A 23665-nucleotide genomic window follows, 5' to 3' on the forward strand; every position below is an offset into this window, starting at 1 on the left:
CGGTGGCGCCTGGCGGCGTCACCGCGTCGTCAGTCACGCAGCCAGTGCCTTGGCCACGGCGTCGGAGAACGCCGGAATGTCGTCAGGCTTGCGGCTGGTGATCACGCCGTTATCGACCACGACCTCCTGGTCGGTCCACTGTCCACCGGCGTTGGAAAGGTCGCTCTTGAGCGACGGCCACGACGTCACCTTCCGTCCCTTGGCCAGTCCGGTTTCCACCAGCAGCCAGGGCGCATGGCAGATTGCCGCGACCGGCTTGCCGGCCGAGGCGAACGCGGTGATGAAGGCCAGCGCGGGGGCCTGGGTGCGAAGCGTGTCGGGGTTGATCACGCCGCCGGGCAACACCAGCGCGTCATAGTTGTCGGCGCTGGCACCGGAAAGCGGCTGGTCCACAGTTACGCTGTCACCCCAGTCCTTCTCCTTCCAGCCGCGGATCTTGCCCGCGTCGCCCGGCGCGACCACGGTCACCGTGGCACCCCAGGATTCCAGCAGCCGTTTTGGCTCCTGCAGTTCGGATTGCTCAAAACCATCGCTGGCGAGGATGGCGACGCGTTTGCCGTTGAGATCATGTGCCATGGGCGGCTCCTTCAATGGGGGAACCGCCACCATGCAGATGCGCCCATTGGCGCAGGGTGACCACAATGTGCAGGCAGCGTAATCGGCGTTACCGCTTCGGCTGCAACATCGTCCCGGTGCACTTTTTCGAGCCGCAACGGCATTCCCAGATCTTCTTCAATCGGGGGGTATGGCGCTCGGCGAGGGTGATGCCGTAGTTGTACGTCAGCTCTTCACCCGGCTTGATGTCCTTGATCGCCTCGATGAACACCTTGTCCTCACGGCGGTTGTCGCCCTCTGCTTCCTCGATGACAGCCTCGCAGTTGGGGTCACAGCTGTGATTCAGCCAGCGCGCATCGTTGCCTTTGTAATTGGCATCAATGACGTAATCGTCGTTCAGGGTGAACAGGAAGGTGTGACCGCTTTCGACGTCCCCGGTATCATCAGCATCCACGTCGGCATGGCTGCGCAGCAGGCCCTTGTACTGGATCACCCGCTCACCCTTCTTTAGGGGCGCCAGCGCGAACACACCGTTGCCGTGGATGGTCGACTTGCGGGCTTGGATCTTCTTGGGCATCTGAGTGACCATTGCAGTGGGATGGTCGATTCTCGCTTAATCTTTGTGATTGCCCAACCACGGCGGCAAGCCGGCTTGCCGGGACCTGCGCCTGAAGCAGCTGAACGGGACGGGTTGGATGCCCGGGCATAAAAGCGTACAATTTCAGTCCGCTTTATGGCTCTGCCCTCCCCATGCTCCGCGTCACCAAGCTTACCGACTACGCTACCGTCGTCCTGACCGTCCTTGCCGCCCGACCGGGCGAGGTGCTCAGCGCGACCGAACTGGCCGAATTTGCCAGCCTCGAGCCGCCCACCGTGAGCAAGCTGCTCAAGCCGCTGGCCCAGGCCGGGCTGGTGGAAGGGCTGCGCGGCGTGCGCGGCGGCTACCGGCTGACCCGCCGCCCGGACCAGATCAGCCTGTTCGAGATCGTCGAAGCCATGGAGGGCCCGCTGGGCCTGACCGAGTGCGCGCACGACCACAGCCAGTGCGGACGCGAGCTGCAGTGCGGCGCGCGCAGCAGCTGGCGGATGATCAACGACGTGGTGTCCGACGCACTGCGCAAGGTCACCCTGGCGCAGATCCTGCCCCCTCTTCCCCTTGTTGACGCTCCCCGCCGCGTGATCGCGGCGGATGTCGTCTCCTGATCCACAGGCAGCCCCCATGGCCACCGATACCCTCGACACCGTCGCCCCCGGCGACACCCCCAACCGCGAGATCCACGAGCAGCTCGGCCGCAAGTATTCGGCCGGCTTCATCACGGACATCGAATCGGATTCGCTGCCGCCCGGCCTGGACGAGGACACCATCCGTGCCCTGTCGGCCAAGAAGGACGAGCCGGAATGGATGACGCAGTGGCGCCTGGACGCCTACCGCCACTTCCTGACCATGCCGATGCCGAAGTGGGCCAAGCTGCAGATCGCCGCGATCGACCTGCAGGCACTCAGCTACTACTCCGCGCCCAAGGGCCCGAAGTACGCTTCGCTGGATGATGTCCCCAAGGAACTGCTGGATACCTACGACAAGCTGGGCGTGCCGCTGCACGAGCGCGCCAAGCTGGCCGGCGTGGCGGTGGACGCGGTGTTCGATTCGGTCTCGGTCGGTACCACCTTCCGCAAGGAACTGGCCGAAAAGGGCGTGATCTTCTGCTCCATGTCCGAAGCCATCAAGGAACACCCCGAACTGGTCAGGCAGTACCTGGGCAGCGTGGTGCCGGTGGGCGACAACTACTTCGCCGCGCTGAATTCGGCGGTGTTCTCCGACGGCAGCTTCGTGTTCATCCCCAAGGGCGTGCGCTGCCCGATGGAACTGAGCACCTACTTCCGCATCAACGCCGGCCACACCGGCCAGTTCGAGCGCACCCTGATCATCTGCGAGGACAAGGCGTACGTGTCCTACCTGGAAGGCTGCACCGCGCCGATGCGCGATGAGAACCAGCTGCACGCCGCGGTGGTCGAGCTGGTGGCGCTGGAAGATGCCGAGATCAAGTATTCCACGGTGCAGAACTGGTACCCCGGTGACGAGAACGGCGTGGGCGGCATCTACAACTTCGTCACCAAGCGTGCCGAATGCCGTGGCGCGCGCAGCAAGGTCACCTGGACCCAGGTTGAAACCGGTTCGGCGATCACCTGGAAGTACCCGTCCTGCGTGCTGCTGGGCGACGACTCGGTGGGCGAGTTCCACTCCGTGGCGCTGACCCACCACCGCCAGCAGGCCGACACCGGCACCAAGATGATCCACATCGGCAAGCGCACCAAGAGCAAGATCGTCAGCAAGGGCATCAGCGCCGGTCGTGGCCAGAACACCTACCGCGGCCTGGTCAAGGTGGACCGCAATGCCGATGGCGCGCGCAACTACACCCAGTGCGATTCGCTGCTGATCGGCAAGACCTCCGGCGCGCACACCTTCCCGTACATCGAGGTGAAGAACCCGAGCGCTACGGTGGAGCACGAAGCCACCACGTCGAAGATTTCCGATGACCAGCTGTTCTATTGCCGCGCGCGCGGCATTGACCAGGAAAACGCGGTTTCGATGATCGTGGATGGCTTCTGCAAGCAGGTGTTCCGCGAGCTGCCGATGGAGTTTGCGGTGGAAGCCAAGAAGCTGCTGGAAGTCTCCCTTGAAGGTTCCGTGGGCTGAGCGATCGCGCCTTCGTTTGATTTTTTTGCCACGCAGGGCGTGGCACTACTGGATTCGTATCATGCTGAAGATTGACAACCTCCACGCCCGCATCGGCGACAAGGAAATCCTCAAGGGCCTGTCGCTGGACGTGAAGCCGGGCCAGGTTCACGCCATCATGGGCCCCAACGGCGCGGGCAAGTCCACGCTGGGCAACGTGCTGGCCGGCCGCGACGGCTATGAGGTCAGCGAAGGCGGCGTGCAGTTCGAAGGCCGCGACCTGCTGGAGCTGGCGCCGGAAGAACGCGCCGCCGCCGGCCTGTTCCTGGCCTTCCAGTACCCGGTGGAAATCCCCGGCGTGAACAACACCTACTTCCTGCGCGCCGCGCTCAACGCCCAGCGCAAGGCGCGTGGCGAGGAAGAACTCGATTCCATGCAGTTCCTCAAGCTGGTGCGCCAGAAGCTGGCCGTGCTGCACCTGAAGGATGAGCTGCTGCACCGTGGCGTCAACGAAGGCTTCTCCGGTGGCGAGAAGAAGCGCAACGAGATCTTCCAGCTGGCCGTGCTCGAGCCGAAGCTGGCGATCCTGGACGAGACCGACAGCGGCCTGGACATCGACGCGCTCAAGAGCGTGGCCGACGGCGTGAACGCGCTGCGCTCGCCGGACCGTTCGTTCCTGGTCATCACCCACTACCAGCGCCTGCTCGATTACATCAAGCCGGACGTGGTTCACGTGCTGGCTGACGGCAAGATCGTACAGAGCGGCGGCCCCGAACTGGCCCTGGAACTGGAAGCCCACGGCTACCACTTCCTGAAGGACCGCGTAGTGCCGGAGGCAGCGGTCTGATGAGCGCCCTGCTCGATTCCCTGGCCGCCGGCTTCTGCGGCAGCGACGCCCGCCGCGCCGAGCTCGATGCCGCTTTGCAGGCCGGCCTGCCCGGCCCGCGCAGCGAAGCCTGGAAGTACACCTCGCTGCGCCAGCTCGAGCGCCGCACCTTCCAGCCCGCGCCACTGGCCGCGCCCGAGATCGACCCTGCCCTGCTGGCCGACATTCCATCGCCGCGGCTGGTGTTCGTCAACGGCCGCCCGTCCGCCGCGCACAGCGATGTGTCGGCGCTGCCGGCCGGCGTGCAGGTGCAGACCCTGTCCTCGGCACTGGCCGCCGGTGAAGAAGCCCTGCGCTTCCTCGGCCGCCGCTTCGAGCGCAGCGAAGAAGTCTTCGCCCGCCTCAACGCCGCCCTCGCCGATGAAGGCGTGCTGGTGCGCGTGGACGACGCCGTGCAGGTTGAAACCCCGCTGCACCTGGTCTTCATCAGCGCCGCCGGCGGCACCGACCTGGCCTGGCACCACCGCCACCTGATCGAACTGCGCAGCGGCGCTGCGCTGGGCGTGGTCGAACATCACTTGGACCTGGGCGATGCCGCACACCTGGGCAACACCCTGGTGCACGTGCACCTGGCGCAGGATGCGGTGCTCTCGCACGCCCGCGTGCAGGCCGATGGCAGCCGCGCCACCGCACTGCTGCGCACCGACGCCGTGCTGGCCCGCAACGCGCAGTACCGCCGCGTGGACCTGGAACTGGGCGCCGCGCTCAGCCGCCACGAACTCAACGTGCGCCTGGAAGGCGACAACGCCCAGCTGACCGCCAACGGCGTACTGCTCGGCAATGGCCGCCGGCATGTGGATACCCGCCTGGGCATCGAGCACATCGCGCGCGATACTGCTTCGGAAATGGTGTGGCGCGGCGTGGCCGCCAACCGCAGCCGCGTGGTCTTCCACGGCGGCATCCACATCCGGGCCGGCGCCGATGGCACCGACGCCAACCTCTCCAACAAGAACCTGCTCCTTTCCGCCGACGCCGAAATCGATACCCAGCCCACGCTGGTGATCGACGCAGACGAAGTGAAGGCCGCACACGGCGCCACCGTCGGCCAGCTCGACGCCAACGCGCTGTTCTACCTGCGTTCGCGCGGCCTGCCGGCCCAGCAGGCGCAGCAGCTGCTCAGCGCCGCGTTCTGCCACGAACCGCTGAACGTGCTCGACGCCCGCCTGACCGAGCAGCTGCGCCGCCAGCTGGACCTCGCCCTGGCCAAGGCGGGCGTGGCATGAACCTGTCCACCCCGCGCCCGGTGGCCGACACCGTCGATGCCCCCGACTGGGACCGCGTGCGCCTGGACTTCCCGCTGCTGATGCGGGAAGTGCACGGCAAGCCGCTGGTGTACTTCGACAACGCCAACACCGGCCAGAAGCCGGTGCAGGTGATTGGCGCGGTGGATGAGTTCTACCGCCGCTACAACGCCAACGTCAGCCGTGCCGTGCACGCGCTGGGCACCGAGGCCACCGACGCCTACGAGGGCGCGCGCAGCAAGCTGGCGCGCTTCCTCAACGTACGCGCCAACGAACTCATCCTGTGCAGCGGCACCACCTTCGCCATCAACCTGGTGGCCTATTCGTGGGCCCTGCCGCGGCTGAAGGCCGGCGATGTCATCCTGGTCTCGCGCATGGAGCACCACGCCAACATTGTGCCGTGGCAGCTGGTGGCCCAGCGCACCGGTGCGACCATCCGCGTGGCCGAAATCACCCCGGACGGCGCACTCGACCTGGATGCCCTGCGCAAGGCCATGACCCCCGAGGTCAAGCTGCTTGCCGTGGCCCACGTCTCCAACGTGCTGGGCACGGTCAACCCGGTGCGCGAAATCTGCCGTGAAGCACGCAAGCGCGGCATCATCACCGTGGTGGATGGCTCGCAGGCCGTGCCGCACCGCAAGGTCGACATCGCAACCATTGGCTGCGACTTCTACGCCATCACCGGCCACAAGATGTGCGGTCCTACCGGCACCGGCGCACTGTGGGCGAAGCGCGAGCATCTCGATGCCATGCCGCCGTTCCTCGGTGGCGGCGAGATGATCAAGGAAGTGAGCTTCGAAGGCACCGTGTTCAACGACGCCCCGCACAAGTTCGAGGCCGGCACCCCCAACATCGCTGGCTTCATCGGCCTCGGCGTGGCGGTGGACTACCTCGAATCACTCGGTCTGGAACACGTGGAAGCGCGTGAAAGCGAGCTGCTGGCGCACTTCACCGAAGAACTGAACAAGATCGACGGCCTGCGTATCTTCGGCACCACCCCGGACAAGGCGGCAGTGGTTTCTTTCCTGATCGAAGGCGCGCATGCGCACGACCTGGCCACCCTGCTGGATCTGGAAGGCGTCGCCATCCGCTCCGGCCAGCACTGCGCGCACCCGCTGCTGCAGTACTACGGCGTCGCGGCAACGTGCCGGGCATCGATGGCGTTCTACAACACGCATGCGGAGATCGAGCGGTTCGTCGCAGCGCTGAACAAGGTTCGCAAGCTCCTCGGCTGAGCACCGCGCGGTAGCGCACGACCGTTGGTCGTGTGCAAACTAACCGCAAGCCCGACACCATCACCAACCGACGCGGGGTAGCGCCGGCCGTTGGCCGGCCCTCCAGACGCCTGCCCAGCCGGCAATTGTCCAGCCAAGATCTACCAAGTACTCTCCCGCTTCAACCGCCGGGCCTCAGCATCGGCTGAACCTCGAAGGCGTGGCCATCCGCTTCGGCCAGCACTGCGCACACCCGCTGCTTCCGCACTCCGGCCTAGCGGCAACCTGCCGCGCCTCCCTGGCGTTCTACAACACCCACGCCGAAATCGAGTGCTTCAGCGCAGCGCCCACTAAAGTGCGCAAACTCCTCGGCTGGGCCCATGTTCTCCTCGGATCTGAACAGCTCCTCTGCAAGCGTCAGCGCTTGGACGGCCGGCCCCGCCTCCAGCAAGCGAAAGGCGCGCTTGAAGTCGGGATGAAGCCTTTTCCTGGATCTGGATGCTCCACACCCATTGGCCTGCTGGTCGGCCGAATGAGCAACCAGCATCGCCTTGCCGAAAAATACGTCCTGCTGCTTAAGCCCGCTGACTGGAAAAGTCACAGCCAACAAAGCGCTCCACCAGCGCCAGTTCCAATCTCGCAAGGTCGATAGCGCCGCGCAACGCCGCAGACACAAGCGCTTCCAACATAAGCCTCGGATTTTTCATCAATCGGCTCAAGCTCGAGCTCGAACGCCGGGAAGGTGTATCCGAGCATTGCGCGATCCATCCCTCTGAGAGCTCCGATTAACGCGAGTAAATTCCAAGCAGCTCGCAGAGTCCTTCCTTCACTTGATCGACGGCCGCGTTCGTCCCACCTCAGAGTCCCAGTGAAGCTTCTTCATCAAACCGATCGAAGCTTAGATGGCTAGCAGAGGACAAACATCCAAGCACAGGACACTGGCGCCGACGGGAGCGATCAATCAGCAGATCATTCTTCTCGATTGGTCCGTAGCACTTGCAGCAAGTATGAAGTGCCGAGATAGAGCGCGATACCCAAGTACGGAATGAACCATATGAAAATCAAAAACATGCCCCAGTCCGCCAGTCTCCCCCTGTTTCGAACCACCCCAAAAGTTGAAAGTAGCATCGCAAGGAAAGAGCTTATGAGCGTCAAGCCCAACAAGCAGCCTATCAGGAACTCCAGCCCGTCCCTCCCAGTATCGCCCCCCACTAGCGCAATAACTGCAAGGCTGGCACAAAAGGAAATCAGAGACGCGGCGGACAGCCGTGCAGACCACCGGTATTCCGCCATTAAAACATCGACAGTCTTCTCCATTACTTGCCACCCTTAAGTGTGCGCGTCAACGCTTTCGTATCAAGCCTTCCCTCAACCCTGAAGGTACCTTTGAAACCCTGCGCCCCGGTCAGCGCCGACTTGGAGGGACTCTGTAGACCCTCCAATGCTTTGCCCAAATCTGCTGAGACAGCAAGCTTTGCTGGGAAGATGCTCGCGTTTCCAGATAACTCGGCATTAGATCCGTCGCCATCTACACTCATTTCAGCGCTCTTCCTTCCGAAGATGAATCCGCCCTTTGAATATTCTTCACTGTACAGAAGATCATGGCGCCCTTGGTACGAGCGCTCCGCTTCGCCCTTGAACCCAAAGCCATAGCTTCCAGCTTCGACAGCGAAACTAGGTCCAGCCACCTCCTGAAACGCGTACCCATCTGCCGCGAGTGTGCCTCCGCCACCCCACGTGGCTTCGCCCAATCCAATGGATAACTTCACTGGACCGAGCTTGAACTTTGCACTGATCCCAAGCGAGAACCCTGCCTCGATCTTGAAAGAGTCCCCTACCATTCCCCAATCCACCCTGCCATCTGGATCCAAATACCTGTACGGATTGTTCATCGCATATCGATAGCGGTTGAATAGCTCACTCCCACCGCCTACGGCAAGAACCGGATCGCTACTAAGGAATCTTCCGACTGAAGGGTCATAGTACCGCTGCTGCATATAAATCAACCCGGTGGCCGAGTCAGACACATGCCCCGTATAGCCCGGCTCGCCGTCGACCTCTCCGCCCATCACCGCCCCGTAAGGCTCGTATACGGTTCGTTTGATCGTATGACCACTGGCATCCGAGATCGCCACTGGCGAACCCAAGGCGTCGGTATGGATGTATTCCACCGCCTCCTGGGCGCTGGCGGCACCTAGCATCGCAGTCGCAAGCAACAGCGTGACCAATCCGCGCAACACCACGTTCGTCATCATGATCGTGTTCATCATTCAGTCTCGTACACGCCGCGCGCGGGGGTGAACAACGGCGACCACGCGGAACACCCGCCCGCGTTGCAGGCCCGCACCCGGATCGGTGACCCGCAATACGCATTGCCTGCTGCGCTCACGTAGGTCTTCGGCCCGGTGTACAGGTGTTTGCCACCGATACTGGTTTCCAACTGGTATTCGGTGGCAGTCGCCACCGGGGTCCAGTCGGCATCGCACCAGATGCGGTAGGGAGCCGTCGTCGTGGAGAGCCAATTGGCCATGGTTATAGTGGGCATCGGGGGTGGCAGCGAGACCGTGACCGTGGCGATGCCAGACCAGGGCCCGCAACCAACAAAGTTGCAGGCCTGCACCCGGTAGCCATAGCTGCCGTTGCCTCGACTGACGCCCACGGACGTGCGGGCATCCGCCAGCAACGTAGTCCACCCACCACCATTGGCACTTTCCTGCAAGACGAAGTACTCGGTGTTGGCCGGCGTGCTCCAGCTGAAGGCGTAGTCGGTAACGTTCACCAGCCCGGGCGCGCTGATCACCGGCTCCAGGCTGGGCGGCGCAATGACCGAAACGCTCGCGGTGCCGGACCAACCAGAGCACCCCGCGCCGTTGCAGGCGGCGACCCGGTAGGCATAGTTGCCAGGCCCGCGCCATGGGGTCGCGTAGGATGTCGCGTTGGCGTCCAGCAGCGTGACCCAGCCCGCACCGTTGGCGCTTTCCTGAAGCGTGTAGCGATCGGCCCCACCAACCCCACTCCAGCCAATGCCAATACTTCCTGGGCCGCTACGGGAAGGCGCGTTCAGGCCAGGTGCTGCGCCCGGTGGATACACCACCGTGACCGAGGCGTTGCCGCTGTAGCCCGTGCAACCGATGGGATTGCAGGCGCGCACGCGGTAGGTGTACTGGCCCGCAGGCTTGCCGCCAATGCCGAGAGACAATGGGGCCGCGTTATGGATCAACGTCCAGGACCCACCATTGGCGGTTTCTTCCAGCTGGTATGCAGTGGCACCGGCCGAGCCGGACCAGCTCACCGAATAGCTGCCGTTGTAGGCGACTGCTGGCAGGCTCAGCGCGGGCACGGCTGCGGGCGGTAGCTCCACCGCCACATTAGCGACGTTGCTCCAGTCGCCACACACATCCCTACACCCGCGGACCCGGTACTGATAGGTGCCGGTCTGCAACCCGCTGGCGGCGTACGTGAGCGCCGCGCCGCCATACAGCGCGGACCAGTTGCCACCCACTGACTGTTGCAGCTCGTAGCGGTTCGCGCCACCCGCTTGGGTCCAGGTCAACGTCACGCCGCCCTGCGTGATGTAACCGGGGGCGCTGAGCGCGGGAACACTCGGCGCTGCCGCGCCGCTCACCTGGGCGACCAGGCTCCCGGAAAGGTACAGGTAATCGGTCTGCTTGCCCGTACGCTCGTTGCGCTGGAAGCGAAGCACTCCACCGTTGTCGTAGAACGAGTAAATGGCGCCACTTGCAGCCGAAAGAGATCTGACCCGACGGCCGTGTGCGTCGTACTCGTAGCTCTCGGCCCCGCTCACACTGCGCAGGCGGTTGCCGTAGTCGAACGCGAAGGCTTGCCCGTTGCGTAAGGAAAGATTGCCCTGCAAGTCATAGCTCAGGCCAGTGACGGTTGCGCCGGTTGCTGTTTCCATCACGTTGACGAGACGGTTGGCCGGATCGAAGTAATGGGTTCTATCGCGGCTGCCGACCTTGGCCCTGCGCAGGTTGTCCAATGCGTCGTATTCGTATAACGCATTGCCAAAGCTCGGTGCGGTTACGGTACGGAGCCTGTCCAAGCCGTCGTATGCCATGTCACGGTTGCCAGGCGCGCCGGGCAGCCCGTCGGAGATGGCCAACACATTGCCCGCGGCATCGTAATCGTAGCTGTCATCGTGGACGACGACCGACGCATTGGCGTCACGGCTACGTTCGGGGAGCCCACGAGCGTTCTGTACCATGGCGTGGACAATGCCATTTCCGTACACGAATCCGGCCAGCGCACCATTGGCGTAATAGCTGGCCTGTTGCGCGTAGCTGCCAACCTGGGTGGTTCGGCCGAGGGCATCGGGAGCGTAGTCAATGCTACGGCCGCTCGGGTAGATCTGCCATGCCATGTTTCCGTTTGCATCGTACCCGTGGTGAAGGGTGAGCGCTCCAAGGCTGGAATGCTGCATGCTCTCTGCAACCAGCAAGCGTCGCTGGTTATAGTAGTAGCGATTGATCACAGGCAACTCGTTGGGGTCATTCCTGGTGTATATCTCCACAGGGAGGCCGTCAGGCGCGTAGTACCAGTTCTGGTTGCCGCGTCCGTCGGGGAAGGTCAGGGCAGACAGACGGTTGGCTGCGTCATAACCACGGGAGACCACCCGGCCGCTCGCCAGCGCTTCTGCGCGATTGCAGTCTGCAGCGCTGGTCAGCCCCGTTCCGGCGGCAGACCATGCGAGATTCCCTGCCGCGTCGTAGTCCTGAACGCTGGCGCCAGTTTCCGGCTCAATGGTCTTGCACAACTGCTGGAACGCGTCGTACACGTACCGCCGGGTCAGCGTCTGGCTTCCATCAGCGTTGCGCCGGGTGATCGCAAGCGGTTTGCCGAGCGCATCGCGCTGAATCTCCGTGACCACGCCTTCGGGATGCTGGATGGTGAGCGGAATCTCATAGGTCGGTTGGTCGTACGCGAGATGCCGGGTCACTGTTGCAAGGCCGCGCGGATTGGTAGTGCGCACCGAAAGGTTGCCGATGTAGTCGGTCGAACTTGCCAGGTCCCCAAGCTCTGAGGTTTGACGCACAATCTGCGGCCGACTGAGCGCATCGTACTGCGTGCTCGTACCCCCAAGCGATTGCGCAACGTCCGACACCTGCCGCGTTGGGTAAGAGGCAAAGACCGCACGACCCGAACTGTCGTACCGCGTCACCACAGCACTGTTGAGCACGCCATTGAGGTTCTGGGTGACCAGGACGGGCCGGAACATGGCGTCCAGATAGGTATCGGTGCGTTGCCCCCCCTATCGTGCGCGAGTGCTTCCAGGCACCAGCGGGGATGCCAAACTGAGCCGCGCCCATTCGCTCCAGGCTCAGGGCCACCGAGTTCCATGCCACGTTGTCGCCTGTGGGGAACTGCTGTGACAGAAGCCGCCCCATGCTGTCATAGCCATAGCGGGTAGTAGCTCCTGCCTCGTCGGTCAGTGCGGTGATCCAGCCGTTGTCATCCACCTCTACCTGCCGTGTGGCACCATTCGGCGCTTCCTGGGTGGGCGGTGAGCGCAGCAGTTGTGGCACGCCACGCTTCCAGCTGGACAAGTGGCTGGTGTTTCCGCGGCCGTCCGTTGCCGTTGCCACGGTGCCATCGGCGGCATAGGTGACCTGCTGGGCCAGCCGCCCAAAGGCATACGCGCGCAGCGGCAGCGCGGTGGTGCCGTCGAACTCCGTTCGGGACTGCTCGATCCCATTAAGCACGTTTCGGGCAGCCTGCCCTCGCACCCACAGCTGGGGATTGTCGTAGTACTCCTGGGTGGTGCTTCGGCTCTGCCCGGCCGAGTTGGACTCAACCACATCGACCTCGCGCACCGATGCATCGAAGTTCTGCACTTGGCGGGTGAACTGCACCCCATCCTGATAGATGACAATGTTCTGCACCGGCCGGTTGAGGTGCTCACCCAGCTCGGTAGCGCCGTATTTCAGGTTTTGCCCCGCCTCGCGCGGGAAGGGCGCCGACGCCAGCAGCGCGTCCGGGTAGTAGTTGTTTCGATCGGTCCTCACAACTGTGCCGCCAATGCTCGTGGAGGTGCCCAGCAACAGACCGTCGTTATAGGCTACTTCCTTGCCGAATTCGTACGTCCTGATCACGCCGTCCGGCATGGTCTCGATTGTGATCTTGGGTTCGGACTGGCCTACCGGGTACATCGGTGAGCCCGCCGCGTTTACATTCCTGTCGTACTGCCCTGCCAGGTTGGTGTATTGATAGGTCCACTGCGCGGTTGGCATTCCAGGACCGCTGATGGTTTTGGTCACTAGCGACATCGCGTCGCGGTAGATGGGCGTCAGATTCCAGCCATCCGCGATCAGCTGCTCATCGCCCGAGGTCTGGCAGTTGAAGGGAACGTTCTTGCGTCCATGACGGAACGGACGAAATGCGAAGTTGCCGACCGCACCGGAAGGATGGGAGATAGTCGCAACCACTTCGGTCTGGACGATCTTGTTCGTCTTGGCACACACCGCTGGGTTGTCCATGTACTCGGCGGGTGCCTGCCCGGTGTAGTCCGGATACTTCTTGGTCACGGACACCGAAGGAAGGTTGTAACCCCAACTGGTTCCGTCCGGCAGCGTCACGGACTGAAGAGGTCCTGCCGGCGAGTAAGTGTATGTCCACGTCCTCCCCGAGGTTGCGGCGGTCGATACCCGCCCCTGCGCATCATACGAGAGTGTGATGCTGCGGCCATCGCTGGCGATGATTCGATCCAGCCGCGCGCCACTCCATTCGTAGCGCACCCAGTTTCCGAATCGGTCGACCACCTGCGACGGATAGAGAAAGACCTTCTTACGCTTGAGCGTGGCGTGGGTTACGGTGTCGTATGGCTGAAGCGTGGCAGACTCATTGACACGCGCCACCATCCAGTCGAAGTAGTACTTTGTGCCATCCGGCGAATGTCCGAGGAAGCCCTGCCCTGGCTGCCCACTCTTAAGTGCGGAGGCATGAGAAGAACCAGCCGCTTTTGGTATTCCAAGGTGTTGGCTGTCCCACCTGCGGCACCGGCTGGCGCGAGTCGCCGCTACCAGCGAGCACTGTTTCGCCCCGGCCACCGGGCAGGGTGAGGCGCACGCCATCCCAATAGGTATGAGCGTCGAAATTGATCTTCTGTGTGTGCAGGTAGTTCCAGACCTCCAGCGTCGGCGGTGCCGTCACCGTCGAACAGCGCGCGGCTGGACTCCAGTATCCTTCCGCTTCAGTCTCAGGCTGATCACCGTAGGTACCCGATAGCGAAGGCAGATCGAGTGACCAGTTGCCGAACTCGTTGTCGCTGGATGCGCCGGACATATCGCCGTAGCTGCGACTGATCGACACCTCCAGGCTGTTGTTACCGGGCACGGAAATGTCAGTGGCGCTGAGGCTCATGGACCCGTCGTACAGGTTGACCTTCTCGCCGAAGATCTCTCCCTTCATCGGCTCAACCAGATCGCCGTACTTCAGGCGCTTCCCGTACTCCTCGCGCCATGTAGGAACAATCTGTGCGTGTCCGGCCAGCGGCATCAGCACGCTTGTCATCACTATCAGATGCGCCAGACGCCGCATGGACCCACGCAGACAAGAACGATCGCTCGCAGTCAATTGCATCCCCAGGTTCCCTGTTGTCGATACGCTGACGCGCAACGCAGATACAAATGGCTGACGCGAGCGCGCAACTCCGGCCTGCCGCATGTGCAGGAAAGCGTTATGGATTCCGGAGCATCGCGCCTTCGAATCCCCCGAAGCGCCGACACGTCTTGCAGGCATCCGTTATGAGGCAGCGTCAACCGGAGGTCAATAGGGTTTTGGCATCAGTATCGAGTGTCTGGCAGAGGGAACGGCACAAACGTTGATGTCGATCACAAAGAGGATTTTCCTTACCTGTGCCATAATGAGAACCCTTCTCATTAATGCCACTGGATGTCGTCGGTCGCCACGAGTGCCGCGAGCACCCCACCGCTGCACGTTTACCTGCAGGGCCCTCACCAGGGTGCCCCGGGCCGTGCGCGGGTACGCGCCTCGTTCACCGAACGCCATGCGCGCACGCTCGCTGGCAGCCTGACCGTGCTGGCCCACGGCGCCGTCATCACGCTGCTGCTCTGGACCCACGTTGCCAGCACGCCGGTGCTGCCGCCCCCGCAAGCCGACCGCACCCAGCTGGTACTGCTGCCGCCGCGCGCGCCGGAAGTACCGCTGGAAGACATCGTCGCGCCCACCCCCAGCACGGCCGCCACGCACCAACAGCAAAAACCGGAACCACCGCGCGACCTGCCCAGGACGCCGCCCCGCGAGACGGCCCACTGGGTGATTCCGCCACCGACCCCGCCGCAGCCCAAGCCGGATTCGCCGGCGCCGCTGCAGCAGCAGGCCTCGGTTGCCGCCTCGCCGCCCAGCCCACCGCTGCCACCCGGCCCCAGCGAGACCACGCCCGGCCGCGACAGCTGGGAAGGCCGGGTCATCGCGCGGCTGGAACGCTTCCGTCGTTACCCCCACGCCGCGCGGGCGCGCCGCCATGAGGGCGTCGTGCAGGTGCGGGTGAGCCTGGCCCGCGATGGCCAGCTGCTTGCGCTGGCGGTGGAGCAGAGTTCGGGCTACGCGATGCTGGACCAGGCCGCGCTGGATACCTTCCGCCGGGCCGCGCCGTTGCCGGCCGTGCCCGACGAACGGCCGGCACCGGTGGAACTGTCGTTCCCGGTGGAGTTCTTCATCCGCTGAGCGCCCGCGCAGGCGTGCTATTCGGTCAACGCCGTGCGCATCTCGCGCTCGATCTGTTCGACCAGCAGCAGGTTGCCATGCTCCGGCGCGCGCTCGTAGGCGCGCTTGGCCGCGTCCTGGGCTTCGGCCAGCAGACGGAAGCGCACCTCGGCACTCTCCGCCACCCGCGCGGAAGCGAAACGCGACGCCGCCTGGTAGTAGAGCTCCTGGACATCGCCCAGGTCGCGCGCGCGCTGCCGCCAGCGCGCGGCCGACACGTCATTGCCGGGGGTGGCTTCGTAGTGCGCGATCAGCCGCTTGATCGCCACGAGGTCGTCATCCTTGGCGGCGGCGGTCACCACGGCCAACTGGCGGGGCGACAGGTAACGGTCGTCCGTCGGGGGCCCTTCGCCGCAGCCGGGCAGCGCCAACAGAAACACGCAGGACAGGAAAGTGGACTTCATAGCCGCACGATCCTGCCAGTGCCCGATCCGCACGGCCAACGCACCGTTCCTATCAAAAAGCGGCATTACATAGGCAACGTCACTGCTACCCGCCACCGGCGCCCCGCTCTAGAATGACGGCATGAGCACCCTGACCTTCCGTGCGGCCACGCTGGCCGACATTCCCGCCCTCATCACCCTGGTCACCTCGGCCTACCGTGGCGACGCCAGCCGCGCCGGCTGGACCACCGAAGCGGACATGCTGGACGGCGCGCGCATTGACGCAACCGGCCTGCAAGCCGATATCGAGCGCCCGCGCAGCACCGTCCTGCTGGCCGAACGCGACGGCCAACTGCTGGCCTGCGCGCATGTGGCCGATGAGCACGGCAAGGGTTACTTCGGCATGTTTTCGGTGGACCCGGCCCAGCAGGGCGGCGGCATCGGCAAGCAGGTGATGGACGCGGCCGAAGCCCACGCCGCGCGCGAATGGGGCGTGCAGGTGATGCAGATGACGGTGATCGACATACGCGATGAGCTGATCGCCTTCTACGAGCGCCGTGGCTACCAGCGCACCGGCATCAAGAAGCCGTTCCCGTACGGGGACGAGCGCTTCGGCATCCCCAAGCGCGACGACCTGCGCTTCGAGATCCTGGAAAAGCCGCTGGCGGCCCACGCATGAGCGAGACCTGGACCTTCGTCTGCGCCACGGCCGAACTGCTGCCGGGCGAGATGAAGAGCACCTTCGACGAGGTCACCGGCACGCCGATCGTGGTGTTCAACCTGGACGGGGAGCTGTTCGCCCTGGAAGACCAGTGCACCCACGAGGAATTCGAGCTGTCCTCGGGCACGTTCGATACCGAGGAAGGCAGCATCGAGTGCGTGCTGCACAGTGCGCGTTTTGACGTGCGCGATGGCCGTGCCCTGTGTGCCCCGGCCTATACGGCGGTGCCGAAGTTTCCGGTAAAGCGCGAGTTCGACGGGGTCTGGACCCGCGACGACCGCGACTGAGTCTCAGCGAGTTGATAGAAAACTTGAATCGGCGCCTGGCCGGTTCTGTGATGCCCGCCGCAGGGCGGTGGATGCGAATCATTATCGTTTCTGTTAATTTATCGGTATTCGCCTTCTAGGCCTGACCGACTACCGCCTCATGGCTGCCGCCAGTGATGCTACCGCCAACCGCTGCTCGACCCCATTGCTGCTGATCGCGGCGGTGCTGTTCTGCCTGCTGGCCGTCGTGGCTGGACTGGGCACTTCGCCGGGTTCGATGGATCGTGCGGGCACGGTGGCCGCGATGGCCGCTGGCGAATCGCTGCAGGTGTCCGGCATACCTGCACCAGACCGCGCCCCGGTCGCCGTCCACGCCTGCGCCGCAGCGGAAAAGGAAGCCGAGAACGGCCGCCCCGACCCTGCCGAACGTTCCACGTCGCTTCCGTCGTGCATGGCAGGCACGCGCACCGCAGCGTCACCCGCCGCATGGGCCATGCCGGCCATCCGATCGCGCCCACTGCGTTCGCATCTGTCGCAGGCGCCGCCCGCGCGCGCCTGACCGCTGCTGCCCAGGCACCTCGCCACGCAGGGCGCCCAACGCCCCCTGCACATCGCATCTCTTTCGCTCGACCGTCCATGCCCCTGCGTGCGCGCCCCACCCGTGCGCGCTCGATGGCATTCCTCTTCCCGTTTCCAGGTCCATCACCACCATGATCAAGAGCCGCAAGCATTCCTCCCCCGCCCGCAGTGCCGCCAGCCTGGCCACCGCCAGCCTCGTCACCGGCCTCAGCCTGGCCATGCTGCCGGTGGCCGCCCAGGCCGAGTCGGCCAGTGACTCCCCGCGCACGCTGGACCAGGTGCAGGTGCAGGCCGCCCGCGGCTTCAAAGTCGACAAGGTCGCCTCGCCCAAGTTCACCCAGTCCCTGCAGGACACCCCGCAGACCATCCAGATCATCAGCCGCGACCTGTTCACCCAGCAGGGCGCGACCACGCTGACCGATGCGCTGCGCAACAGCCCGGGCGTGGGTACGTTCTATGTCGGCGAGAACGGCAACACCAACACCGGCGACAGCATCTTCATGCGCGGGTTCGATACCTCCAGCAGCATCTTCGTGGACGGCGTGCGCGATGTCGGCTCGATCTCGCGCGATGTGTTCAATACCGAGCAGGTGGAGGTGTCCAAGGGCCCGGCCGGCACCGACAACGGCCGCTCCGCGCCCACCGGTTCGATCAACATGGTGAGCAAGCAGGCCAACCTGCATGACGCGGTGAGCGGCACCGTGTCGGTCGGCAGCGACAGCCAGCAGCGCGCGTCGGCCGACTGGAACCAGTCCCTCGGCGCCACCAGCGCACTTCGCCTGAATGCCATGTGGCAGGACAGCGACCAGCCCGGCCGCGACCACGTGAACAACTCGCGCTGGGGCATCGCGCCGTCGCTGGCGTTTGGTCTGGGCACCAACACCCGCTACATCCTCAACCTGCTCTATGTGGACCAGCAGAACGTGCCCGACGGCGGCGTGCCGACCCTGGGCCTGCCCGGCTGGGCGCCGCAGCCCACGCTGGAACCGCTGGCTGGCCATCCGGTGAACCCGGAGAACTTCTACGGCACCCGCGCCGACCATGACGACGTCACCGCGAAGATGGCCACCTTCCGCATCGAACATGACTTCAGCGACGGCGTGCGCCTGACCAACACGGCCCGCTGGGGCCGTACCGACCAGGACTACATGCTCACCGCCTTCATGGGCACCGGCACGCGCGGCGCCAACGGTGCGCCGACCGGCAACATCCGCTACACCGACCGCAACAACCTGGACACCTACACCATCGCGCGCAGCCTGCCGACCTTCAAGGACCAGCAGAACACCATCCTCACCGACCAGCTCAACCTGCGCGCGGACGTCAGCACCGGTGCCATCGTGCACAACCTGAGCACCGGCGTGGAGTTCACCCGCGAAGAACTCAAGAGCTTCGGCCAGGCCGCCACCAACGGCACCACCTGGTCGCCGGCCAACCTGTACAACCCGGACTGGAACGCCACCGGCCTGACCTGGGCACACAACGGTGCCGACAGCCGTGGCAAGACCACCACCTCGTCGGTGTACCTGTTCGATACGCTGAACTTCACCGACAGCTTCCTGGTCACCGCCGGCCTGCGTGCGGACCATTACAAGACCGAGTACCAGAGCGCGGTGGTGTGCGGCGGGCGCGGCCCGGCGTGCGGCAGCAACCCGGTGGGCACGGTGATTCCCAACCCGTCGCTGGAGCATTCCGACACCCTGCTCAACTGGAAACTGGGCGCGGTGTACAAGGTCGGCGACATCGTCAGCCTGTACGGCAACTACGCGCTGTCCCAGCAGCCCCCGGGCGGCAGCAACTTCCAGCTGAGCAGCTCGGCCAGCAGCGCCGACAACCCCAGCCTGGACCCGCAGAAGGCCAAGACGCTTGAAGTGGGCACCAAGTGGGCCTTCCTCGACGATGCACTGGCCTTCAACGTCGCGCTGTTCAAGACCGAAGTCAGCAACGAGATCAACACCCAGGTGCTCGACGATGCCGGCAACCCGACCCAGACCGGCAAGAAGTCGGTGCAGGGCATCGAGGTGTCCACGGTGGGCCGCATCACCGACAACTGGTCGGTGTCGGCCGGCTACAGCCACCTGGATACCGAAGTCGAGGAAGGCGCCAACGTGGCCGCCGACGGCACCCGCAACCTGACCTACACCCCGGGCGCGACCTTCACCAGCTGGACCAGCTACACCTTCCCGTTCGGCCTGACCGTGGGCGGTGGCGTGCGTTACGCCGGCCGCATGCACCGCGGTACCGATGGCGCGGTGGGCACGCCGGCGTTCACCAAGTCGTACACGGTGTACGACGCAGTGGCCTCGTATGAAATCAACGAGCACCTGGTGCTGCGCTTGAACGCCTACAACCTGTTCGACAAGGACTATGTGGCCGCGATCAACAAGAGCGGCTACCGTTACACCCCGGGCGCCCCGCGCAGCGTGCTGTTCAGCGCGGACTTCCGCTTCTGATCCACCAAGGACCCTGCCATGCTCCTGCACGTCCCCGATGTCCTCACCGCCGACGAACTGGCCCACCTGCAGCGCGCGCTTGCCGCGGCAGACTGGGCCGACGGCCGCGAGACCGTGGGCGTGCAGGGCGCGCAGGTCAAGCGCAACCAGCAGTTGCCTGACGCCTCACCGCTGAAGGCCGAGCTGGGCAGGATCGTGCTGGCGGCGCTGGAACGGCACCCGCTGTTCTTCGCCGCCGCACTGCCGCTGCGCATCCTGCCGCCGCGTTTCAACCGCTACCAGGGCGGTGGCGAGTATGGCTTCCATGTGGATGGCGCGGTAATGATCACCGACAGCCAAAGCGTGCGCAGCCACCTGCGCTCGGACGTGTCATGCACGCTGTTCCTCAATGCGCCGGAGGACTACGAAGGGGGCGAACTGGTCATCAGTGATACCTACGGCGAGCATGAGGTGAAATTGCCGGCCGGCGACCTGGTGCTGTACCCGTCCAGCAGCCTGCACAAGGTCAACCCTGTCACGCAGGGAGCACGGCTGGCGTCGTTCTTCTGGGTACAGAGCATGGTCCGCGACGATGGCGCACGGCGGATGCTGCTGGAGATGGATGGCGCGATCGAGACGCTGCGCGTGACCGGCGGCGATCCGGGGGCGGTGCTGCAGTTGACCGGCGTTTATCACAACCTGTTGCGCCGCTGGAGCGAGACCTGACGCTGTAAATCATTCCCATTTGCATTTGTTACAACCGCTCTCTACAATCCCCGCCGCGCCGGACCTGCTGGCGTGCTCCGACAGGGATATCACCTTGCGCCACCCCCACCGCCACCGCAGCTTTGCCCCCGCCATGCGCGGGCAGCGCCCGGCGTTGGCGACGGTGTTGGCGTGGCTGGCCCTGCTCTCGATGTTGCTTGGCACGCTGCCGCTGCTGGAACAGCGCCTGCCCGGCACCGCCGCGCTGGTGCTGCAGCAGCCCGCCGAAGAACGTCCCGGCGGCGAGAATCGCCTGCAGGAAGAAGCCCCGGCCAAGCCACGCCGGATGGCCAGTGCGCGCTCGGCGGCCACGCCGCCGCGCCTGCCACCGCCGCCGCTGACCGAGTCGCTGGATGCCCTGATGGCCACCCTGGCCGAACTGCCGCCGCAGGTCGTCCCCACCATCGATTCCGCCCCGGCAACACCGCTGCCGGCGGCCCCTGGGTTGCGCGTCCAGCGCGGCCAGGCGCCCCCGCAGGGCTGATCCCGCCCGCGTCCGCGTCGCTGCGCCTGCACGACCGCCGCCGAGCGCCGCTGCTGCCTGCACTGCAGGCCCCCTGACGATTTTTCGATTGCGCTGCGGCCGCCGGCCACGGCGTTCCCGCGTTCGCATCCTTTTCGAGGTACTTCCCATGGCCCAGCGCCATCGTCGTCGCACGTCCCTGTCCCGCTGCTCGTTGAGCGTTGCCCTGCTGGGCGCGGTCAGCGCCCCCGCCTTCGCCGCCGGCGATGTCGCGGGCGACCCCAAGACCCTGGACCAGGTGGTGGTTACCGCCTCGGGCTTCGAACAGAAGATCGCCGACGCCCCGGCCAGCATCAGCGTGGTCAGCCGCGAGGAACTGGCCAAGCGCCCGTACACCAGCCTGGTGGACGCGCTGCGCGACGTGGAAGGCATCGACGTGGGCATGGAAACCACCGACAAGAACGGCCGCGCCACCATTTCCATGCGCGGCATGCCGTCCGAGTACACGCTGGTGCTGATCGACGGCCGCCGCCAGAGCAATGTGGGCCAGCTGTACCCGAACAACTTCGGCGGCGGCCAGTTCGCCTACCTGCCGCCGCTGGATGCGATCGAGCGCATCGAAGTGGTGCGCGGCCCGATGTCCACGCTGTACGGCTCCGATGCCATGGGCGGCGTCATCAACATCATCACCCGGCGCAACCAGGACAACTGGCACGGTTCGGTCACCCAGGGCTTCACCGTGCAGCAGGACGACCAGTTCGGCGATGCGCGCACCACCGATGTGTACCTCACCGGCCCTCTGGTGAAAGACCGCGTGGCGCTGGCCGTGCGCGGCAGCTACTACGATGCCAAGGCGTCGAACCCGGAATGGGACGACCTGCCGCTGCCCGACGGCACCCTGTGGGCGCGCAGCATCGGCTTCGGCGGCGGCGGCAAGGCGGTGGCCAACACCAACTGGAACACCGGCGTGCGCCTGGGCTTCACCCTCAATGACGACCATGACCTGTCGCTGGATTACGACGTGTCGCGGCAGAAGTACGACAACAGCGAAGGCCAGACCGGCACGCTGGACAGCGCTGCTAGCCTCTGGCGCGTGGGCAATGCCACCATTCCGAACCCGAACGGCACCGGCACCATCACCCGCCGGGTAGTGCAGCCGCGCGTGGGCTATACCGCCTACCAGCGCTATGAGCGCGACCAGCTGGCACTGACCCACCAGGGCCGTTATGCATTCGGTACCTGGCAGACCACGCTGACCCACACCAGGAGCAACAACCTGGGGCGTTCGCTGCCGCTGACCCTGGACGAACGCGCCGACCTGCAGACGCTGTGGAACGACGTGTGCCGCCGCACCGGCGCGGCCAACAACTGCGCCGCCGGCGCCCGAAACGGTCTCGCCGCGCTGAACCCCTCCGAGATGGCACGCCTGGAAGCATTCCTGCCACGCCCGCTGCGCACCATGGAGCTGGAAGGCTACGTGCTGGACACCATGCTGGACATGAGTTTCGACGCGCACAAGCTGACCTTGGGCGGCCAGTACACCGACACCGACATGATCGACGGCGTGTTCGGCATGGACGGCGCCGGCTACCGCGACAACGTCAAGCAGAAGCACCGCATGTGGTCGGTGTTCGCCGAGGACAACTGGGCACTCACCGACGCGCTCACCGCCACCTTTGGCGTGCGTTATGACGACCACAACATCTTCGGCAGCCACGTCAGCCCGCGCGCCTACCTGGTGTGGAACGCCAGCGACGCCTGGACCTTCAAGGGCGGGGTCAGCACCGGCTACAAGACCCCGCGCCCGGACCAGCTGTTCCCCGGCGTGACCGGCTTCGGCGGCCAGGGCGTGCTGCCGCTGGTGGGCTCGCCCAACCTGCAGCCCGAAACCAGCACGAACTATGAAATCGCCTCTTACTACGAGGGCGAGCGCTGGGGCTTCAACGTCACCGGTTTCCTCAACAAGTTCGACGACAAGATCGCCAGCGGCGGCACCTTCCCGAACTGCGAAGTGGCACCGGTCGGCAGCGGCTACTGCGTGGACGTGGGCCCGGGCTGGGCGGCGCTGGGCTACAGCACCTTCAGCCAGAGCGTGAACATCGATACGGCTGAAACGCGGGGCATTGAAGCGGCCGCGCACGTGGACCTGCTGCAGAACCTGCAGCTGCGCGGCAACTACACGTATACGAAGTCCGAGCAGACCAGCGGCGCCGCGAACGGCCAACCGATCGCCGGCAATCCCGCCAAGCACATGGCCAATGCCAGCCTGAACTGGCAGGTCAGTGAGGCGGTGAGCCTGTCGTTGATTGGCGAAGGACGCTATGACCGGTACCGCGACACGCTGGTGAGCAACGTGGGCGGGGTGAGTTCGTCGCAGGTGCGGTACTACGACGATTACACCATCTTCCACCTGGGTGGCAGCTGGAGCATCAACCAGTGGCTGACGGTGAATGCGCGGGTCAACAACCTGTTCGACAAGGACTTCGTTTCGCAGTCATGCGTGTTGATCAGCGACAGTGAGTACAACTGCGTGGATGATTACGCGACGAAGGACCAGCGTCGGAGTTACTGGATTTCGTTGAACGCGGCGTTCTGAAGTCCCGGCGCTGCGCGCCGCCGCCCGACCAACGGTCGGGCGCTACCGGCTCTCACGCACACCGGGCGCCCCAGGCACACCGCGCACACCGCGCACTCCACGCACACCGGGCGCCCCAGGCACACCGGGCGCCCCACGCACACCGGGC

At 64.9% G+C, this 23665-nt stretch carries 21 protein-coding genes and 1 pseudogene; 14 read left to right on the forward strand and 8 right to left on the reverse strand.

Features of this window, described 5'->3' with window-relative positions; genetic code table 11:
* Positions 1 to 33 precede the first annotated feature (33 nt).
* Both ACTJI4_RS12180 and ACTJI4_RS12185 read right to left on the reverse strand, forming a co-directional pair.
* Positions 34 to 576 carry a type 1 glutamine amidotransferase domain-containing protein gene (locus tag ACTJI4_RS12180; RefSeq protein ID WP_440869489.1) on the reverse strand — a complete coding sequence of 181 codons (543 nt, stop codon included), beginning with the start codon at positions 574 to 576 and terminating at the stop codon, positions 34 to 36.
* Positions 577 to 664: 88 nt separating this feature from the next.
* Positions 665 to 1132, reverse strand: coding sequence for an SET domain-containing protein (locus tag ACTJI4_RS12185; protein ID WP_440869490.1), 468 nt, complete (start codon positions 1130 to 1132; stop codon positions 665 to 667).
* 173 nt (positions 1133 to 1305) lie between these two features.
* Between ACTJI4_RS12185 and ACTJI4_RS12190 the strand changes: the two genes are divergently transcribed.
* The 6 genes and pseudogenes from ACTJI4_RS12190 to ACTJI4_RS12215 all read left to right on the forward strand — a co-directional run.
* Complete coding sequence (locus ACTJI4_RS12190; protein ID WP_282246891.1) at positions 1306 to 1758, forward strand: SUF system Fe-S cluster assembly regulator; 453 nt, start codon at positions 1306 to 1308, stop codon at positions 1756 to 1758.
* Positions 1759 to 1774: 16 nt separating this feature from the next.
* Positions 1775 to 3250, forward strand: a complete 1476-nt coding sequence (gene sufB, locus ACTJI4_RS12195) for a Fe-S cluster assembly protein SufB (RefSeq protein ID WP_440869491.1) — start codon at positions 1775 to 1777, stop codon at positions 3248 to 3250.
* A gap of 61 nt (positions 3251 to 3311) precedes the next feature.
* Positions 3312 to 4076 carry a Fe-S cluster assembly ATPase SufC gene (gene sufC / locus ACTJI4_RS12200; protein WP_440869492.1) on the forward strand — a complete coding sequence of 255 codons (765 nt, stop codon included), beginning with the start codon at positions 3312 to 3314 and terminating at the stop codon, positions 4074 to 4076.
* On the forward strand, positions 4076 to 5338 hold the full coding sequence (gene sufD, locus ACTJI4_RS12205; RefSeq protein WP_440869493.1) for a Fe-S cluster assembly protein SufD: 1263 nt from the start codon (positions 4076 to 4078) through the stop codon (positions 5336 to 5338). The genes sufC and sufD overlap by 1 nt, the downstream gene beginning before the upstream one ends.
* Positions 5335 to 6591, forward strand: coding sequence for a cysteine desulfurase (locus ACTJI4_RS12210; RefSeq protein ID WP_440869494.1), 1257 nt, complete (start codon positions 5335 to 5337; stop codon positions 6589 to 6591). The genes sufD and ACTJI4_RS12210 overlap by 4 nt, the downstream gene beginning before the upstream one ends.
* 184 nt (positions 6592 to 6775) lie before the next feature.
* Positions 6776 to 6943, forward strand: a pseudogene (locus tag ACTJI4_RS12215) (aminotransferase class V-fold PLP-dependent enzyme); the annotation flags it as partial.
* 596 nt (positions 6944 to 7539) lie between these two features.
* Here the strand turns inward: ACTJI4_RS12215 and ACTJI4_RS12220 are convergent.
* The 5 genes from ACTJI4_RS12220 to ACTJI4_RS12240 all read right to left on the reverse strand — a co-directional run bounded on the left by ACTJI4_RS12220 (position 7540) and on the right by ACTJI4_RS12240 (position 14166).
* Positions 7540 to 7887, reverse strand: a complete 348-nt coding sequence (locus ACTJI4_RS12220; protein WP_440869495.1) for a hypothetical protein — start codon at positions 7885 to 7887, stop codon at positions 7540 to 7542.
* Positions 7887 to 8840 carry an RHS repeat domain-containing protein gene (locus ACTJI4_RS12225; protein ID WP_440869496.1) on the reverse strand — a complete coding sequence of 318 codons (954 nt, stop codon included), beginning with the start codon at positions 8838 to 8840 and terminating at the stop codon, positions 7887 to 7889. Before ACTJI4_RS12225 ends, ACTJI4_RS12220 begins: the two co-directional genes overlap by 1 nt.
* Positions 8837 to 11560, reverse strand: coding sequence for a hypothetical protein (locus ACTJI4_RS12230; RefSeq protein ID WP_440869497.1), 2724 nt, complete (start codon positions 11558 to 11560; stop codon positions 8837 to 8839). The genes ACTJI4_RS12225 and ACTJI4_RS12230 overlap by 4 nt, the downstream gene beginning before the upstream one ends.
* Entirely contained in the window at positions 11490 to 13442 is a 1953-nt protein-coding gene (locus tag ACTJI4_RS12235; protein ID WP_440869498.1) for an RHS repeat domain-containing protein, read from the reverse strand. The genes ACTJI4_RS12230 and ACTJI4_RS12235 overlap by 71 nt, the downstream gene beginning before the upstream one ends.
* A 70-nt stretch (positions 13443 to 13512) precedes the next feature.
* Complete coding sequence (locus ACTJI4_RS12240) at positions 13513 to 14166, reverse strand: hypothetical protein (protein ID WP_440869499.1); 654 nt, start codon at positions 14164 to 14166, stop codon at positions 13513 to 13515.
* A 312-nt stretch (positions 14167 to 14478) separates the two neighbouring features.
* On the opposite strand from ACTJI4_RS12240, the gene ACTJI4_RS12245 reads away from it, so the two are divergent.
* Positions 14479 to 15273: an energy transducer TonB gene (locus tag ACTJI4_RS12245; protein WP_440869500.1), complete on the forward strand. Its 795-nt coding sequence runs from the start codon at positions 14479 to 14481 to the stop codon at positions 15271 to 15273.
* Positions 15274 to 15290: 17 nt separating this feature from the next.
* Here ACTJI4_RS12245 and ACTJI4_RS12250 read toward each other — a convergent pair whose 3' ends face one another.
* Positions 15291 to 15716, reverse strand: coding sequence for a hypothetical protein (locus ACTJI4_RS12250; RefSeq protein ID WP_440869501.1), 426 nt, complete (start codon positions 15714 to 15716; stop codon positions 15291 to 15293).
* Positions 15717 to 15837: 121 nt separating this feature from the next.
* Here ACTJI4_RS12250 and ACTJI4_RS12255 point away from each other — a divergent pair, with 121 nt between their 5' ends.
* The 7 genes from ACTJI4_RS12255 to ACTJI4_RS12285 all read left to right on the forward strand — a co-directional run bounded on the left by ACTJI4_RS12255 (position 15838) and on the right by ACTJI4_RS12285 (position 23517).
* The gene (locus tag ACTJI4_RS12255; RefSeq protein ID WP_440869502.1) at positions 15838 to 16374 is read left to right on the forward strand and encodes a GNAT family N-acetyltransferase; all 537 of its coding nucleotides are present in this window, start codon (positions 15838 to 15840) and stop codon (positions 16372 to 16374) included.
* Positions 16371 to 16703, forward strand: coding sequence for a non-heme iron oxygenase ferredoxin subunit (locus ACTJI4_RS12260; RefSeq protein ID WP_068849893.1), 333 nt, complete (start codon positions 16371 to 16373; stop codon positions 16701 to 16703). The genes ACTJI4_RS12255 and ACTJI4_RS12260 overlap by 4 nt, the downstream gene beginning before the upstream one ends.
* 139 nt (positions 16704 to 16842) lie before the next feature.
* Positions 16843 to 17241: a hypothetical protein gene (locus tag ACTJI4_RS12265; RefSeq protein WP_440869578.1), complete on the forward strand. Its 399-nt coding sequence runs from the start codon at positions 16843 to 16845 to the stop codon at positions 17239 to 17241.
* A 142-nt stretch (positions 17242 to 17383) separates the two neighbouring features.
* Positions 17384 to 19714, forward strand: a complete 2331-nt coding sequence (locus ACTJI4_RS12270) for a catecholate siderophore receptor Fiu (RefSeq protein WP_440869570.1) — start codon at positions 17384 to 17386, stop codon at positions 19712 to 19714.
* Between the two features lie 18 nt (positions 19715 to 19732).
* Complete coding sequence (locus tag ACTJI4_RS12275; RefSeq protein ID WP_440869503.1) at positions 19733 to 20419, forward strand: Fe2+-dependent dioxygenase; 687 nt, start codon at positions 19733 to 19735, stop codon at positions 20417 to 20419.
* A gap of 94 nt (positions 20420 to 20513) precedes the next feature.
* The gene (locus ACTJI4_RS12280) at positions 20514 to 20942 is read left to right on the forward strand and encodes a hypothetical protein (RefSeq protein WP_440869504.1); all 429 of its coding nucleotides are present in this window, start codon (positions 20514 to 20516) and stop codon (positions 20940 to 20942) included.
* Between the two features lie 148 nt (positions 20943 to 21090).
* A complete protein-coding gene (locus ACTJI4_RS12285) occupies positions 21091 to 23517 on the forward strand; it encodes a TonB-dependent receptor domain-containing protein (RefSeq protein ID WP_440869505.1) in 2427 nt (808 codons plus the stop codon).
* Positions 23518 to 23665 lie beyond the last annotated feature (148 nt).

The sequence above is a fragment of the Stenotrophomonas sp. 22385 genome, from assembly GCF_052045085.1.
In the GTDB taxonomy this organism is placed as follows: domain Bacteria; phylum Pseudomonadota; class Gammaproteobacteria; order Xanthomonadales; family Xanthomonadaceae; genus Stenotrophomonas.